At 73.4% G+C, this 16,145-nt stretch carries 14 protein-coding genes; 6 read left to right on the top strand and 8 right to left on the bottom strand.

From position 1 onward, the window contains the following. The first annotated feature begins 129 nt into the window (after nucleotides 1–129). The 3 genes from thiE (at nucleotide 130) to ABZ877_RS25630 (ending at nucleotide 2,737) form a co-directional block, all read left to right on the top strand. Nucleotides 130–777: a thiamine phosphate synthase gene (gene thiE / locus ABZ877_RS25640; protein WP_361075096.1), complete on the top strand. Its 648-nt coding sequence runs from the start codon at nucleotides 130–132 to the stop codon at nucleotides 775–777. A gap of 94 nt (nucleotides 778–871) precedes the next feature. Continuing rightward, on the top strand, nucleotides 872–1,792 hold the full coding sequence (gene metF, locus ABZ877_RS25635; RefSeq protein ID WP_361075094.1) for a methylenetetrahydrofolate reductase [NAD(P)H]: 921 nt from the start codon (nucleotides 872–874) through the stop codon (nucleotides 1,790–1,792). A 45-nt stretch (nucleotides 1,793–1,837) separates the two neighbouring features. Then, nucleotides 1,838–2,737, top strand: coding sequence for a hypothetical protein (locus ABZ877_RS25630; protein ID WP_361075092.1), 900 nt, complete (start codon nucleotides 1,838–1,840; stop codon nucleotides 2,735–2,737). 58 nt (nucleotides 2,738–2,795) lie between these two features. On the opposite strand, the gene ABZ877_RS25625 is transcribed toward ABZ877_RS25630, so the two are convergent. From ABZ877_RS25625 to ABZ877_RS25605, 5 genes are all read right to left on the bottom strand, one after another. Further along, a complete protein-coding gene (locus tag ABZ877_RS25625) occupies nucleotides 2,796–4,292 on the bottom strand; it encodes an NAD(P)/FAD-dependent oxidoreductase (RefSeq protein WP_361075090.1) in 1,497 nt (498 codons plus the stop codon). 43 nt (nucleotides 4,293–4,335) lie between these two features. Then, the gene (locus tag ABZ877_RS25620; RefSeq protein WP_361075088.1) at nucleotides 4,336–4,947 is read right to left on the bottom strand and encodes a DUF4126 domain-containing protein; all 612 of its coding nucleotides are present in this window, start codon (nucleotides 4,945–4,947) and stop codon (nucleotides 4,336–4,338) included. A gap of 361 nt (nucleotides 4,948–5,308) precedes the next feature. Continuing rightward, nucleotides 5,309–5,935: a TetR/AcrR family transcriptional regulator gene (locus ABZ877_RS25615; RefSeq protein ID WP_361075086.1), complete on the bottom strand. Its 627-nt coding sequence runs from the start codon at nucleotides 5,933–5,935 to the stop codon at nucleotides 5,309–5,311. 35 nt (nucleotides 5,936–5,970) lie between these two features. Beyond that, on the bottom strand, nucleotides 5,971–8,055 hold the full coding sequence (locus ABZ877_RS25610; protein WP_361075084.1) for a YhgE/Pip domain-containing protein: 2,085 nt from the start codon (nucleotides 8,053–8,055) through the stop codon (nucleotides 5,971–5,973). Then, nucleotides 8,027–8,803, bottom strand: a complete 777-nt coding sequence (locus ABZ877_RS25605; protein WP_361075083.1) for an ATP-binding cassette domain-containing protein — start codon at nucleotides 8,801–8,803, stop codon at nucleotides 8,027–8,029. Before ABZ877_RS25605 ends, ABZ877_RS25610 begins: the two co-directional genes overlap by 29 nt. 178 nt (nucleotides 8,804–8,981) lie before the next feature. Here ABZ877_RS25605 and ABZ877_RS25600 point away from each other — a divergent pair, with 178 nt between their 5' ends. The 3 genes from ABZ877_RS25600 (at nucleotide 8,982) to ABZ877_RS25590 (ending at nucleotide 11,136) form a co-directional block, all read left to right on the top strand. Beyond that, nucleotides 8,982–9,536 (top strand): SAV_6107 family HEPN domain-containing protein, encoded by a 555-nt coding sequence (locus tag ABZ877_RS25600; RefSeq protein WP_361075081.1) that lies wholly within the window; start codon nucleotides 8,982–8,984, stop codon nucleotides 9,534–9,536. A 98-nt stretch (nucleotides 9,537–9,634) separates the two neighbouring features. Continuing rightward, a complete protein-coding gene (locus ABZ877_RS25595; RefSeq protein ID WP_361075079.1) occupies nucleotides 9,635–10,456 on the top strand; it encodes a methyltransferase in 822 nt (273 codons plus the stop codon). Between the two features lie 275 nt (nucleotides 10,457–10,731). Continuing rightward, nucleotides 10,732–11,136, top strand: coding sequence for a DUF3040 domain-containing protein (locus ABZ877_RS25590; RefSeq protein WP_361075077.1), 405 nt, complete (start codon nucleotides 10,732–10,734; stop codon nucleotides 11,134–11,136). Nucleotides 11,137–11,226: 90 nt separating this feature from the next. On the opposite strand, the gene ABZ877_RS25585 is transcribed toward ABZ877_RS25590, so the two are convergent. Genes ABZ877_RS25585 through ABZ877_RS25575 form a run of 3 tightly spaced genes read right to left on the bottom strand, consistent with a single transcriptional unit; the run spans nucleotide 11,227 to nucleotide 16,054 of the window. Further along, complete coding sequence (locus ABZ877_RS25585; protein ID WP_361075076.1) at nucleotides 11,227–13,623, bottom strand: DUF3488 and transglutaminase-like domain-containing protein; 2,397 nt, start codon at nucleotides 13,621–13,623, stop codon at nucleotides 11,227–11,229. Further along, complete coding sequence (locus tag ABZ877_RS25580) at nucleotides 13,620–15,017, bottom strand: DUF58 domain-containing protein (RefSeq protein WP_361075074.1); 1,398 nt, start codon at nucleotides 15,015–15,017, stop codon at nucleotides 13,620–13,622. Before ABZ877_RS25580 ends, ABZ877_RS25585 begins: the two co-directional genes overlap by 4 nt. After that, nucleotides 15,017–16,054 carry a MoxR family ATPase gene (locus ABZ877_RS25575; protein WP_361075072.1) on the bottom strand — a complete coding sequence of 346 codons (1,038 nt, stop codon included), beginning with the start codon at nucleotides 16,052–16,054 and terminating at the stop codon, nucleotides 15,017–15,019. Before ABZ877_RS25575 ends, ABZ877_RS25580 begins: the two co-directional genes overlap by 1 nt. Between the last annotated feature and the right edge of the window lie 91 nt (nucleotides 16,055–16,145).

Raw genomic sequence — 16,145 nt, 5'->3', positions numbered from 1 at the left:
TTCCGCCTTATGGGGGGCCGGTTGTTCTGGGGCCCCCCCGCGGCGCCCCCCTCCTCCCACCCCCCCCGGGGGGGGGCCCCCCCCGGGGGGGGGGCCCCCCACACCACGACAACCAACGGGGGATGTCCCATGGCCGACCCGCAGCGCGCCCTGCTCGCCGATGCCCGGCTCTATCTGTGCACCGACGCCCGCAAGCGCCAGGGCGACCTGCCGGAGTTCCTCGACGCCGTGCTCGCGGGCGGCGTGGACATCGTGCAGCTGCGGGACAAGGGCATGGAGGCCGGTGAGGAGCTGGAGCACCTCGCCGTGTTCGCCGACGCGGCCCGCCGCCACGGCAAGCTCTTCGCGGTCAACGACCGGGCGGACGTCGCGCACGCGAGCCGCTCGGACGTGCTGCATCTCGGCCAGGGCGACCTGCCCGTCCCCGCGGCCCGCGCCCTCCTCGGCGACGACGTCCTCATAGGCCGCTCCACGCACGCCGACGCGGAGGCCGACGCGGCAGCCGTCCAGGAGGGCGTGGACTACTTCTGCACCGGCCCGTGCTGGCCCACCCCCACCAAGCCGGGCCGCCACGCCCCCGGCCTTGACCTGGTGCGCCACACCGCGGCCCTCGCCACCGACCGCCCCTGGTTCGCGATCGGCGGCATCGACCTGGGCAACCTCGACGAGGTCCTGGAGGCAGGTGCCCGTCGCGTCGTCGTCGTCCGGGCCATCACCGAGGCCGACGACCCCGGCGCCGCGGCGGCCGAGTTCGCCAAGCGGCTGCGTTCGATCTGAGCCGCGTCCGCCCGCCGGGAGCGGCGCCGCGGCCGTCTGTCCGGAAGCTGGACGGGGATTAGGGGCAACCAGGTTCCGTCAGTAACCTGCCCGTATGGCCTTTGGCACCGCTTCCACCAGGACCGATCGAGCCCGCACCGTGCGCGACATGCTCGCGGCCGGGAAGACGACGTACTCGTTCGAATTCTCGGCGCCCAAGACCCCGAAGGGCGAGCGCAACCTGTGGAACGCCCTGCGCAGGGTCGAGGCCGTCTCCCCGGACTTCGTCTCCGTGACGTACGGCGCGGGCGGCTCCACACGCGCGGGCACGGTGAAGGAGACCGAGCAGATCGTCGCCGACACGACGCTGACGCCGGTCGCCCACATCACCGCCGTCGAGCACTCGGTCGCCGAGCTGCGGAACATCATCGGCCAGTACGCCGACGCCGGGATCCGGAACATGCTCGCCGTGCGCGGAGACCCGCCCGGCGACCCCATGGGCGACTGGATCTCGCACCCGGAGGGGCTGACGTACGCGGCCGAGCTCGTGGAGCTGATCAAGGAGTCCGGGGACTTCTGCGTCGGCGTCGCCGCCTTCCCGGCGATGCATCCGCGCTCCGCGGACTGGGACACCGACGTGCGGCACTTCGTCGACAAGTGCCGGGCGGGCGCCGACTACGCGATCACGCAGATGTTCTTCTACCCGGAGGAGTACCTGCGGCTGCGCGACCGGGTCGCCGCCGCGGGCTGCGAGACGCCCATCATTCCCGAATGCATGCCGGTCACGAGCGTACGCATGCTGGAACGGCTGCCGAAGCTGAGCAACGCCGACTTCCCCCCGGCGCTGAAAGAGCGGATCCTCACAGCCAAAGACGATCCGGCCGCTGTACGCTCCATTGGCATCGAGTTCGCGACGGAGTTCTGCGCGAAGCTGCTTGACGAGGGTGTCCCGGGTCTGCACTTCATCACGCTCAACAACTCCACGGCGACACTCGAGATCTACGAGAACCTGGGCCTGCACGACCAGCGGCCCTGATGGGCCGTACCCGCACGGGGGTACGGCCGTACGAGAGGGGCGTACATGGGCTGGGCGGTCCTCTACATCGCGTTCGGGCTGGTGGCGCTCTGGCTCCTCGGCGAGGTGCTGCTGCAGTACAAGGCGCGGCTGCGCTGGCGCCTGCTGGCCTTCGGCGGCTTCCTCTGCGTGGTCCTCGGCGTGCTGCTGCCGTCGGTGCTCGTCATCGCGGCCGGCGCCATCGCCTTCGCGGTCGGCCAGACGTACGTGACGCTGTCGTTCCGCAGCGGCTTCGCCTCCGGCTGGGCCCTGAAGAACAAGCCGGGCGCCACGGAGGGCGGCGGCAGCAAGCGCCGCAGGAAGCAGCCGTCCCGCCAGGACCCGCGACTGGAGGTCTCGGACCTGGAGTACGGGCAGGGCGAGGAGGGCCCCGCGGAGGAGTTCCCGCAGCCCCCCGAGAGCCCGGCCGAGTCCACCGCGGTCTACGCCGCCACCGAGCCGATGCCCGACGACACCGGCCAGTACGGCGTCTACGGCGACGGGGCGTACCCCCAGCCCGCCCAGGGCCACGACCAGCAGCAGAGCTACGGCTACGACACCGCGTCCTACGGCTACGACCAGCAGGGCTACGGCTACGACACCGGGCAGCAGTCCTACGCCGCGAACTACTCCGACCCCTACATCGGCGGCCAGTCCTACCCGACGCCGACCCCGTACGACGACACGTACGGCACGGGACAGCAGCAGTACGGCGACGCCTACGCGACCGGCACGGACTACGGCACGGACACGCCCCCCGGCGGCGTCTGGGTGCCGCAGCAGCGCAACACCGAGGGCGGCCAGGAGAGCTACGGCGGTGAACTGCCGCCCGAGCAGTCCTACCCGGGCTATCCGCAGCACGACCCGAACACCGGGTACGACACCAACGGCAACAACGGCTACAACGAGCAGCAGTACCGGTACTGACCCGCGCCTGCGGCGCGACAGCAGTATCGATCTGCCTGGCGGTCACGGGCGCCGCGGCTCACTGCGAGCCGCGGAACTCCGGGCCCTCCACGATCAGGCCCGCGACCAGCGCACCCGACATCCCCGCGTGCGGCAGCCCGCCGCCGGGGTGCGACCAGCCGCCCACCGCGAACAGGCCCGGCAGCTCCGTCGTGTTCGACGCGTGCAGCAGCGCGCCCCGCGCGGCGGCCAGCGCGGGCGCCGGGACCGCGCCGCCCGCCGCCCCGGTCTCCTCGGCGATCTCCCGCGGCGTGCGGACCTCGTGCCACAGCAGGCGGTCGCGCAGCCCGGGCACCGCCCGCTCGGCGGCCGCGAGGACCGCCTCCACGTCGGCGGCGTCCACGCGCGCGTGGGGCGGCACAGTCACCATGACCGTCGCCGCCTCGTGCTCCGCGTCCGGGACCTGGGACGGATCGCCGGGCCGCAGCACCGTCACCGTCGGCCGCGCGGGGCGCGGGCCGCCCTCGAACAGCCACGCAAGCTCGGCGCCCCGGTCCGCGCCGTGCACCACCGTCCGGTGCGCGGTGCCGTCGGGCCGGGCCCCGCGCAGCGCCAGATGGACCGTGAGCCGGCTGGGCACGCCCGCCTCCGAGCGCGCCGGGCCCGCACCGCGCACCGCCCGGCCCGGCACCAGCGCCTCCAGCACGCCCGGCGCGACGCCCGCCACCACGAAGTCGGCGTCCTCGACGGCGCCCCCGGCCCGCTCGACACCGGCCGCGCGGCCGTCCTTCACGACGACCCCGGTGACCTCCGCGCCGAAGGCGAACTCGACCCCGCGCTCCAGGCAGCGCGCGTACACCGCGTCCGCGAGCGCCCGCATGCCGCCGCGCACCGCCCACGTCCCGAAGGTCTGCTCCATGTACGGCAGCACGGCCGCGCTCGCCGGTGCCGTCCGGGGATCGAGACCGTACGCCAGCGCGTACTGCTCCAGGAGCGCCACCAGGCGTGGGTCGCCGCCGAGTTCGAGCGTGCCGATGTCGCTGAGCGTCGTCGCTGTCAGGTCCTTGCGGAGCAGGCGGCGCCGGGGCACGGCCGGGTAGGGCTCGCGGTCGGCGAGCACCTGCCAGTTCGGCCACAGCGGCTCTTCCAGGAGCGGGCGCCGGGAGCGGTCCCAGGCCTCCCGCGCCCGGTTCATGAACGCCGACCAGCGCGCGCCCGCGCCCGCGCCGACCGCCGCGTCCAGCGCCTCGGCGACGCCCGCGCGCCGCGCGTTCGGCAGGTCCGTCACCGTGCCGTCCGCGAAGACGTGCCGCACCGCGGGCTCGACCTGGGTGAGGCCGACCAGCTCCTCCAGGGGCTTGCGGCCCGTCTTGATGAACAGGTCGCGGTAGACGGCGGGCAGGGGCAGCAGCCCGGGGCCCGTGTCGAAGACGAAGCCGTCGCGCTCCAGGCGGCCGACGGCGCCCCCGTACGTCGACGCGCGCTCCCAGACCACCGGCCGGTGGCCCGCGACGGCCAGCCGGGCGGCGGCCGCCATGGCGCCCAGACCTGCGCCGATCACCGCGATTCGTGCCATGCCAGGGACTTTATCGGCCGCCACCGACAACGCCGCCCGCAGGTCATGGAGGCGGCGGCCCCTCGCGCGCGAGGCGCTTGTCGGCCCTCCGCCGGGCGCGCCCGCGCAGGAAGCGGCGGATGCGCCGCACGAGCAGGAACAGGGTCAGCAGACCGAGGACGAGCAGCACCGCCGCGATGATCGCGGCCGCCTCGGGATGGAACATCGCGAACGACACCAGACCGCCCACGCCGAGGTCCTCGGCCAGGCTGAGCACGATGTTCGAGACCGGTTCGGGCGAGGTGTTGACCGCCATCCGCGTACCGGCCTTCACCGCGTGGCTGGCCAGCGCCGTGGAACCGCCGATCGCGCCCGCCGCCAGGTCGGGCAGCGATCCGCTCTGCCCGGCGAGCAGCGCCCCGACGACCGCCCCCGCGACCGGCCTGATCACGGTGTGGACCGTGTCCCAGACCGAGTCCACGTACGGGATCTTGTCGGCGACGGCCTCGCACAGGAAGAGCACACCGGCCACGATCAGGACGTCCGGACGCTGCAGCGATTCGGGGACCTCGTCGGTCAGACCGGTCGCGCCGAAGACGCCGAGCAGCAGGACCACCGCGTACGCGTTGATGCCGCTCGCCCAGCCACTGGTGAAGACCAGGGGGAGTACGGACACGCGGGAGATCGTAACCAGGCGCGCACTCCGCGCGCCTGAGGATGAGCGCGCACGGCTGAGTATCCGTACTCAGTGGAGGAGATGAGTAGGCGCACGGATGGGCCATGACCTGCGCGGACGGAAGAGTGGTGGGCACGGAGAGGGGCGCGGCCCGGTACCGCCGACACGGGGCGGCGGAATGGGAGCGGCGCCCTTGGCCGCTCCTCTCGCCCCGCAGGGGTGAGAGCGAGGCACGGGGGACCCGGGGGAGACCGTACGGGGGAACCGACGGGGGAACAACGGGGGACGCGCCGGTCCGGTGAGGCCTGAACGACCACAGGCCGCGCCGGACCGGCGCTCCGTTCTCCGCCTCCCGCGCGGGTCAGGTCCGGCCCTTCAGCGGCTGGCCACCGCCCACCCGCCCTTGCAGCAGCAGCGAGAGCGCGGCGTGCACGTCGTCCAGGGAGCGCTCCGGCTGGAACGCCTGCCAGTCCAGGGCCGCCACCAGGACCATGCCGACCAGGGCCGCCGCCGTCAGCGGGACGTCGATCTCGTCGCTCAGCTCGCCGTTCGCGACGGCGGCGCGCAGGACGTCCTCCACCACGGCCACCGCCTCCTGGCGGACCATGGCGAGAGTGGACTGCCAGGCGCGGTTGGTGCGCCACAGCTCGGCGACGTAGAGCTGGGTGAAGGCGGGGTACTCGTCGATGAAGACGAGACCCGCGCGGATCATCGCGTCCAGGGCGTCGACCTTGCTGCCGCCCCCTTCGTCCGTCCTGCGCGCGGCGTCGCGCAAGGAGGCGGTGAGCAGTCCGACGCCGTGCCGCAGCAGCTCCTCGAAGAGGACCGACTTGCTGGCGAAGTTGTAGTAGACGGTGCCCTTCGCGACCCCGGCGCGCTCGGCGATCTCGTCGACCGTCGTGGCGGAGAAGCCCTGCTCCGCGATGAGCGTGACAGCGGCCTCGTAGAGCTTCTGCCGGGTGGCCCGGCGCCGTGTGCTGCTTTCCATGGACCCGATTCTCACAGGCCGCCCGGCACCGGCGCTCACAGGCTCAGCTCCGGGTGCAGCCGGTCGAGCGTCCACACCTGCCGGCGCCTGGCCGCCAGGGCGGTGAGCGCGAGGGCGCCCGCCGTGAACGCCGCGAGGACCGCGCAGGCCGTCCACACCGGCCCGAGCCCGCCGCCGGAGATCAGCCGCCGCAGGGCGTCGACGACGTAGCTCATCGGCAGGAACGGGTGGAGCGCGTTGAAGAACCCGGGACTCGTCTGCACCGGGTAGGTGCCGCCCGCCGAGGTCAGTTGCAGCATCAGCAGGGCGAGGACGAGGATGCGGCCGGCGGCGCCGAACTGGGCGTTCAGCCACTGCACGATCGCGGCGAAGCACGCCGTGACCAGGCACAGGAAGCCGATCGTCCCGGCCGCGCGCAGCATCTGCAGCCCGATCGCCCAGTGCAGTACGGACATCAGGGCCGCCACCTGGAGCAGGCCGAGGGCGGCGACGGGCAGCCAGCCCGCGAGGGTCACGCGCCAGGACGAGGCGCCCAGGGCGAGCGCGCGCCGGTTCAGCGGCGCGATCAGCATGTAGGCGACCATGGCGCCCACCCACAGCGACAGCGGGATGAAGTACGGGGCGAAGCCCGTGCCGTAGTTGGGCGCCTTGTGCAGCGCGTGCGAGGCGAGCTGGACCGGGTCGGCCATCACGCCGGTGCGCTGGTCGCGGTCCTTCTTGTCGTAGTCGGGGATCTTCCGCACGCCGTCGTGCAGGCCGCCCGCGAGCTTGCCCGAGCCGTCGGCCAGCTTGAACATGCCGCCGTTGAGGTCGTTCGCCCCGGTCTCCAGCGTGCCCACACCGGTGTCGAGCTTGGTGGCGCCGGTCTTCGCGGTGCCGAGCCCGGTGTGCAGCTTCCGGGCTCCTGCGGCGACCTGGCCCGCGCCCTTGTTGAGCTTGTTGATCTGCGCGACCGCGTCCTCCACGTCCTTGTCGAGCGTGGGGGCGCGCCGGGCGAGCTCCTCGGACTGCGTCTGGAGCGTCCTGAGGTGGCTGTCCATGAGCTTCAGGTCGCCGTGCTCGTCCTTGACGAGCGTGTCCAGGTCGTCGGAGACCGTGGCGACGTCGGCGGCGGCCGTCATGGCCTTCTTCAGGTCGGCGCAGGCGGGGTCGGCGACGGGTGCCTGCTCGCAGCGCTTCTCGTAGACACCGGCGAGGAGGTCGGAGCCCGCGTGGGCGCCCTTGCGCGCGACAGGGGCGGCCTTCACCAGGTCCGCGAGGTTGTGCCGGACGCCCCGCGCCGAGTCGGCGACGAGCCTGGCCGTGTCGGCGATCTGCTTCTTGTTCCCCTTGAGGAAGGGCAGCGCCTGTCCGGCCGCGCCGTTGACCTTGTCCGCGAGCTGCTGCGTGCCGTCGGAGACCTGCCGCGAACCCGTCTCCAGGTCGGCGGCGCCCTTGTCGAGCTTGGTCAGACCGCTCGCCAGGTCGCCGCTGCCCTTCTTGGCGTCCTTGAGGCCGTCGGCCAGGTCCTTGGAGCCCTTCTTGGCCTTGCCGATGCCGCTCTCCAGGTCGTCCGCGCCCTTGGCGGCCTTCTGCGTCTCGTCATGGATCTCGGAGAAGGAGACGAAGATCTTGTCGAGGAAGGAGCGCGACGCCTTGGTGGACGCGGCGGAGCGGACCTCGGAGAACACCGACCGGGAGATCTGCCCGACGATGTAGTTGTTCGCGTCGTTCGTACGCACCTGGAGGGCGCCGGTCTCGGGGGTCTGCCCGGAGCTGGACGCGATCCGCTTGCTGAGGTCCTTCGGCATCGTCAGCGACAGGTAGTACCTGCCGTCCTCGACGCCCTGCTCGGCCTCGCCCGCGCCGACCTCGTGCCACTCGAAGGTGTCGCTGTCGCGCAGCCCCTTGGTGATGTCGTCGCCCGCGGCGATCTTCTTGCCCCCGGCGGAGGCCCCCTTGTCCTCGTTGACGAGCGCCACGGGGATCTTGTCCAGGTGCCCGTACGGGTCCCAGAAGGACCACAGGTACAGGGCGCCGTAGAGCAGCGGGAGGAGCAGGAGCGCGACGAGTGCGGCGCGCGGCAGCTTGCCCCTGCCGAAGCGCCTGAGTTCAAGCGCGGCCAGTTTCGGCGAGCGCATCGGCCGTCTCCTTGTCGGTGGGCGTGGTGGTCACGGCGGTGGGGCGGGCGGGAGCGGTCGACACGACGACGTCGGCCTCGTCCGGTGCCTGGCTGCACACGGCGACGACGGTGGTGCCCGCCGCCGCGACGGCGCGCAACTGCTTCCAGATCTCGGTCTGTTCGGCGTCCGCGAGCTTCAGGTCGGCGTCGTCCACGGCGATCAGGCGCGGCCGGCCGACGAGGGCGAGGGCGAGCGAGAGCCGCAGCGCCTCGACGCGCTCCAGGTCGCGGACGGCCGTACGGGGGCCCTTGGGCAGGGTGTCGAGGTCGAGCCCCGCCGCGGCGAGGGCGGTGTCGATCCGCTGCCGGGCCTCGGCCCTGCGCACGGAGCGGGGGCGCAGCAGAGCGCGCAGCGAACCGTCGAAGCGGCGCTGGAGCAGCGCCCGCTCCCGGATGTGCTCGGCGACGGTGAGCGCCGGGTCCAGATCGGTCACCCCGGGCACGTGCGCGAGGGCGCTGACGCGTCGCACGGCGGACATCTGCTTCGGCAGGCGGAGACCGGCGACGGTCGCGGTGCCCTCGGCGGGACGCATACGTCCGGTCAGCGCGAGCACCAGACAGGTGCGGCCGCTGCCGGACGGGCCCTCGACCGCGACGAGCGCACCGGGCGCCGCGTCGATGTCGACGCCGCGGAACACCCAGCCGCGCGGCCCCTTCACCCCGAACCCCGCGGCGGAGACGGCGGCTCCGTCCTCCGGACCGTCCATGGTCGTGGACCCCCTCGAGTTTTTAGACCAAGTTTTTTTAGACTGACCAGTCAGTGCAAAAGCTACCCCGCACCCGCGCCCGATGCAAAAGGCCAGGTCAGAACCGATTGTCAGTGGTACGCCCCACGATGGGTACATACGGCCACTGCGCCGTCACCCAGACGACAGGAGGTTCGTCATGGCCAGGTACCCCGCAGCCGCCGCACGCCGCCGCGCCACCACCGGCCCTGCCCCCTCACTGACGGGACCGGCGAGCGACATCCATCCCGTGCTGCGCCGCGCGGGCGCCCCGCCCGCAGCCCTGAACCTGCTCGCCCAGGCACGCGCCGGCCTGGAGGAGGCCGCCGTGCTGGAGACACCCAACGAGCGGTACGCGACGGCCCACCTCGCCGCCCTGCGCACCGCCGCCGCCGTGCTCGCCGCGCGGGGCCGCCCCGAGGCCACGCCCAAGCGCCGCGCCAGGATCCGCAGCGCCTGGGAAGTGCTCCCCGAGATAGCCCCCGAACTGGCCGACTGGGGCGCCCTCTTCGCCGCCGGGGCCGACCGCCGCGCCCGCGCCGAAGCGGGCATACGCGGCGCGGCCAGCGCCCGCGACGCCGACGATCTGGTGCGCGACGTCGCCATGTTCCTGCGCCTCGTCGAGCGGATGCTCGTCCTCCAGCCGGTGCTGCCCCAGCCGCGCCAGGAGGAGGAGCTGCGCGGGGTCGGCGGGCAGGTGCCGGATGCGGGGTGACCAGCACCGGCGTCGTCGCCCAGGGATGGCGTGGCCGCCCGCCCCGGCCCATTAGGCTGGAGGCGCCCCAACCTGTTCACGACGAGGAGTCAGCAGCCGTGTCGGACCCGTCGCGCCACCCCGTCTCTCGCCCTCGGACGGCGACGCCGCACACCGACCCCTCGCGCTCCCGCGCCTCCCTGCGCACCGCCGTGGTCTGGGAGGTCCTCAAGGACGCCCTCGACCAGCGCACCAAGACCGGCGGCCGGACCGAGCTGAAGGTCCTCGACACCGGCGGCGGCAGCGGCAACTTCGCGGTGCCCGTCGCCCGGCTCGGCCACCACGTCACCGTCGTCGACCCCAGCCCGAACGCGCTGTTCGCGCTGGAGCGCCGGGCCGCCGAGGCCGGCGTCGCCGAGCGGGTGCGCGGCGTCCAGGGCGACATCTCCGGCCTCTTCGACGTCGTCGAGCGCGACGCCTACGACGCGGTGCTGTGCCACGGCGTCCTCGAATACGTCGAGGAGCCCGCCGAGGGCGTGCGCAACGCGGTGGGCGCGCTGCGCTCCGGCGGCGTCCTCAGCCTGCTCGCGGCGGGCCTCGGCGGCGCCGTCCTCGCGCGGGCCCTCGCCGGGCACTTCAAGGAGGCCCGCACCGCGCTCGACGACCCGGCGGGCCGCTGGGGCGAGGGCGACCCGGTGCCCCACCGCTACACCGCCGAGCAGCTCACCCGCCTCGTCGCGGACGCGGGCGTGGACGTCGGCGCGGTCCACGGCGTACGGGTCTTCGCCGACCTCGTCCCCGGCGGCCTCGTGGACACCGAACCCGGCGCCTTCCAGGAGCTCCTCAAACTGGAGGCGGCCGCCGCCGAACTCCCCGCCTTCCACGCCGTGGCCACGCAGTTGCACGTGCTCGGTGTGAAGCGGGCGGCGGACGGGGCCTGAGCGCCTCCGGTCGGCCACCGGCTGAACAGCGGCGCAGCGGCGGATGGAGTACGCCACAGGCCCCCCGATCGGGCGCGTGTCGCCGTATGATCGGGGTAGACCGTCCGGCATGACGGGTCGGCCGCTGGGGAATGACGCTCAGTGAGCCGGAGCGGCGTGGCGCGGTCCGGAATGGTGAAGTTGGCGTAGAGGGGCGGGTTTCACGGGGGCGATTCCCTGCCTATCCTGAAGGGGACCCCCGGTCGCCCCGGCGACCGCACGATGAGGAGGACTCCGTGCCGCTCTCGGAGCACGAGCAGCGAATGCTCGAGCAAATGGAGCGAGCGCTGTACGCCGAAGATCCCAAGTTCGCGACAGCGCTTGAGGGAAGCGGGCTGCGTACGTACACCCGACGTCGGGTCTACCAGGCAGTCGCGGGCTTCCTGGTGGGTATCGCGCTCCTCATGGCTGGAATGGTCGCGCAGCAGATCTGGATCAGTGTGGTGGGGTTCCTCGTCATGCTGGGGTGTGCGGTGCTCGCCGTCACAGGGTGGCGCAAGGCGCCCAAGCCGGGCGAGCAGCCGGCGGGGGCGGTGCCAGGCGCACCGGCCGCCCGGCGCCAGGCCAAACCCAGGCGCTCGATGATGGACCGGATCGAGCAGCGCTGGCAGCGCCGCCGCGACGAGCAGGGCGGTCGCTGACCGACCCGGCCGCGCCGCACCGGCCGCGCCTTCATTGACGTACGGAAAAGGGTGACCGCCCGAGGCGGTCACCCTTTCCGCGCAAGCGCGTCAGCCTTCCTGGCCCGAGGGGCGGGACCAGCGCTCCCGCTGCCGCGCGACGAACGACTCCCAGCGCTCCGACGCCGTCCACACCACCCGGACGGCCGAACGCGGCAGCAGCGTCGCCCGCAGGCGCGTCCAGCCGCTCGCCTTCGCGTGCAGATCGGCGTACACATGCCGTACGTCCTCGCCCAGACCGAGGACGGGGAGGGGCCGCGGCGCGTAGAGCACCTGCTCCACCGCCGACGCCACCCGCTGGACCGCCGCGGCGGCCGCCGCGGACAGCTCCCCGGCCCGCACGATGCGCTCCGCCGCCTTGCGCGGGGTGAGCGACTCGTCCGGCGGGATGCCGTGGTCCCACGCCGTGTCCGTCACCTCACGCCAGGCCGCCAGCGCGCGCGGTCCTGCGTCGGCCTCCGTACGGCCGGGGGCGGCCAGGCGGCGCGCCCGCATCCCCTTGCGCCACATCATCGGCGCCAGGAGCACCGAGCCGACCAGCAGCACGCCCAGGAGGATCACCAGGGACCAGAACAGGGGGAAGTCGTCGTCCGGCGGGCCGCCGGCGATCGCGGGAGCGGTGTTGCCGCAGGAGCCGTCCTTGAGCTGCGCCGTCGAGCAGCTCTGCGACGACGACGGCTGGGAGGCCGACGGCGCCGACGACGCGGACTCGGTGGGCGCCGCGGGGTCGCTCGGGCTGCCGACCGGGGTGTCGTCCTGCGTGTACCGGGGGACCGTGCCCCGGTTGGGCGTCGGCTCGAACCGGGTCCAGCCCACGCCCTCGAAGTACAGCTCGGGCCAGGCGTGCGCGTCGCGCAGCCCCACCGCGTAGCTGCCGTCGCCTGCGGGGGAGCCTGGCGTGAAGCCGACCGCCACGCGCGCGGGGATGCCCAGCGTCCTGGCCATCGCCGCCATCGAGAAGGAGAAGTGGACGCAGAAGCCTTCCTTCTGCTTCAGGAACCGGGCTATGGCGCTGGAGCCGCTGCCTGCCTGCACCTCCGTGTTGTAGGTGAAGCCGCCGTCGACCGCGAACCAGTCCTGCAGCTTGACCGCGCGCTCGTAGTTGTTCGACGCGCCCGCCGTGACCCGCAGCGCGGTCGCGCGCACCACGTCCGGCAGCGAGCCGGGCACCTTGGTGAACTCGCGCGCCAGATCGTTCGGCGCCGCGCCGGCGTTCGCCAGCTGCGCCGCCGTCGGCTGCACGATCATGCTGCTCACGGTGTACGACTTCCCGCGCGTGGTCTGCCCGTGGTCGCCCACCAGGGTCCGGCCGACCTGCTCGAACCGCCAGCGCCCGTCGATCGACACCTTCGTCGCCGGGTACGGCATCGGCAGCCAGTCCTGCTGGTACCAGTCGGCCGCCGAGATCCGGGTGGTGATCTCGGTCCTGCCGATGTCCGCGCCGAGGCCGGGCGGGTTCGGCAGGGGGCTGGGGACGTCGGTGATGCTGCGCACCGAGGGGCGCCAGGTCGTGCCGTCGAACTCGTCGAGCGCGACGATCCGCAGGTACATGTCGGAGGTCTGCTCGGCGTTGGTCCGGTACGTCATCACCGTCCGGTCCTCCGGCTGGTTCAGGCTGTTCTGCAGCGAGACCAGCGGATTGACCGCGGAGATGGTGCCGCCGCCCCCCGCCCCCTTGCCCACACCGGTGCCGGAGGGGCCGAGGAGGCCGTCGTCGAGGGCGGGCAGGGCCAGCGGCACGACCAGGGCGATGCCGAGGGCGAGGACGCCGATGCGGCGTCCGGTGCGGACCGGGGCGACCGCGCCGCCCGCCCCGCCCTCGCGGGCCGCCGCGCCGCCGGGCACGCGCCCGGTGCCGCCGAAGACCCGGCCCCACTGCGAGAGCCGGTCGCGGCTCTCGGCGAGGAGCAGCAGGAGGTAGCCGCCCGCCGCGAGCAGGAACCAGAACCAGTCGGTGCCGCCGTCGGAGAGCCCGGCGGCGACCGAGTACAGGGCGAGCAGCGGCAGTCCGGCCGGGGCCGCGCTGCGGAACGTCACCGCGAGCATGTCCACGAGGAGCCCGATCGCCAGCGCGCCGCCCACCAGCATCAGCCGGATGCCGTCGGTCAGCGGGGCCGGGATCATGTACCGGCCTATGTCGTCGCCGCCGGACTGCAGGACGACGCCGAAGTGCCGGAACGCCTCCGGGCCCGGGACGATCGCGCCGAACGCCTGCTCGTGCGCGAAGACGAGCGTGAGCAGGAGCAGGGAGACCAGCGCCTGCGCGGCCACCGTCAGGGGACGCGGCAGCGGGATCCTGCGGGTCCCCGCGCCGACCGCGGCCTGGATGATCAGCAGGATCGCGGCCTGGACGATCCAGGTGGACCTGTCGACGAGCGGTAGCAGCGAGCACGAGGCCAGGAACGTGGCCAGGGTCGCGCAGATCGAGAGGCGCGCTCCGCCGCTCATGACCAACCTCCTGTGCTGCCCGGGGCCGAGACGGTCCCCGTGCGCTCCTGGTCCGCACGGCGCCACATGTCCACGACGGACGCGCCGGGCGGCACGACGACCGCGGTCCAGCCCGACTCCCGCAACATGCGCAGCCGCTCCTCGCACTGCTGGGAAAGAGGCGCCCCCGGACCTTGCGTCCAGGAGGCGCTGTCGAGGAGGAAGGCGACGGCGGCGCCGCTGCGCTGGCGCATCTTCGCGGCCACGGCGGCCTGTTCCTCGTCCAGGTCGCCGAAGAAGGCGACCAGCAGACCCTCGTTGCCGCCGCGCAGGACGTCGTAGGCGGCGGAGAGCGTGTACGCGTCGGAGTGGTCGACGACCGCGAGCGTGTCCATCATCAGGCCCGCCGCGTCCGCCGACTCCTGCCCCGCGCCCGCGAAGCCGTCCGTGCCCTCGCCCGGCACCGCGTTGCCCGTGTCGGTCAGCAGGCGGACGGAGAAGCTCCGTTCGAGCATGTGGACCAGGGCGGAGGCCGTGCCCGACACCGCCCACTCGAACGCCGAGCCGGGGCCCGCGCCCTGGAAGGCCACCGCGCGCGTGTCGAGCAGCACCGTGCAGCGGGCCCGCTGCGGCTGCTCCTCGCGGCGCACCATCAGCTCGCCGTACCGGGCCGTCGAACGCCAGTGGACGCGGCGCAGATCGTCCCCGTAGCGGTACCCGCGCGGGATCACGTCGTCCTCGCCGGCCAGGGCGAGCGAGCGCTGCCGCCCGTCCCCGTACCCCTTGGCCTCGCCCGTCAGCCGCACCGGCGGCAAGGGCTCCACGCGCGGGATCACCGTGAGGGTGTCGTACGTGGAGAAGGACCGGGTCAGCTCGCACATGCCGAAGGGGTCGGTCAGGCGCAGTTGCAGCGGGCCCAGCGGGTAGCGGCCGCGCAGGTCGGAGCGGACCCGGTAGGACACCTCGCGGCGCCCGCCCGCCTCGACCCGGTCCAGGACGAAGCGGGGCCGGGGCCCGAGCACGTACGGCACCCGGTCCTGGAGCATCAGCAGACCCGTGGGCAGCCGCGAGATGTTGTCCATCCGCAGGTGGACCCGGGCCTCGGAACCGGCGGGCACGCGCGCGGGGGAGAGGCGGCGGCTGCCCGCGACCCGGTAGCGGGTGCGGTACAGGACGCCCGCGCAGACCAGCGGCAGCGCCGCGAGCAGCAGACCGACCCGGAGCAGATCGCTCTGGCCGAGGACGTACGCGCAGACCGCCGCCGCGACCCCGGCCGCGAGGAAGGAGCGGCCGCGCGTGGTCAGCCCGGCGAGGGCGGTGCGCAGGCCGCTCTTGTCGCCCTTGTCGTTCGTCGCGCCGTCACCGCCCGTGGAACCGCCCCCAGGGTCCGGCGCCGGATACCCCCCTGCCGTCATCACAGCCCCCGGGCGCCGGGCGGCTGCTGGCCGTAGATCGGGGGACGGGCGGGGTAGCCGGGCGCGCGCGTGTCGGCCGCCGGGACCGGGGTGTGCTGCAGGATGTCCAGGACGACCTGCTCGGCCGTGCGCCGGTTCAACTGGGCCTGTGCGGTGGGCAGCAGACGGTGCGCCAGGACCGCGACGGCCAGCGCCTGCACATCGTCCGGCAGCGCGTAGTCCCGGCCGCTGAGCGCCGCCGACGCCTTGGCCGCGCGCAGCAGGTGCAGCGTCGCGCGCGGGGACGCGCCGAGTCTGAGGTCCGGGTGGGTGCGCGTGGCGGCGACCAGATCGACCGCGTAGCGCCGCACCGCCTCGGCGACGTGGACCGTGCGCACCGCGTCGACCAGCTTCACGATGTCGTGCGCGTGCGCCACCGGCTGGAGGTCGTCCAGGGGCGAGGCGCCGCCGTGCACGTCGAGCATCTGCAGCTCGGCCTCCGGGTGCGGGTAGCCGATGGAGACGCGGGCCATGAAGCGGTCGCGCTGCGCCTCGGGCAGCGGGTAGGTGCCCTCCATCTCGACCGGGTTCTGCGTCGCCACCACCATGAAGGGGCTGGGCAGTTCGTAGGTCTTGCCGTCGATGGTGACCTGGCGCTCCTCCATGGACTCCAGGAGCGCCGACTGGGTCTTGGGCGAGGCGCGGTTGATCTCGTCGCCGATCACGATCTGCGCGAAGATCGCCCCCGGCTTGAACTCGAAGTCCCGGCGCTGCTGGTCCCAGATCGACACCCCGGTGATGTCCGAGGGCAGCAGGTCCGGCGTGAACTGGATGCGCCGCACCGAGCAGTCGATGGAGCGCGCCAGCGCCTTGGCGAGCATGGTCTTGCCGACGCCCGGCACATCCTCGATGAGGAGGTGCCCCTCGGCCAGCAGTACTGTCAGCGAAAGCCGTACGACCTCCGGCTTGCCCTCGATCACACCCTCCACCGACTGGCGCACACGCTCCGCGGTGGTGGTCAGATCAGTGAGGCTCGCTCGATCGTCATAGGTCGTCACCCGGCCCTCCTCGGCCCGTACTTTCCGGGCCGACGCTCTGCGATGCGGACCGGCCCACCCCGAAACACGGACACCACGCGCGAAAAGTTCC

Source organism: Streptomyces sp. NPDC046939, assembly GCF_040644575.1.
GTDB lineage: Bacteria > Actinomycetota > Actinomycetes > Streptomycetales > Streptomycetaceae > Streptomyces.
This window is presented reverse-complemented; position numbering and strand designations above follow the sequence as displayed.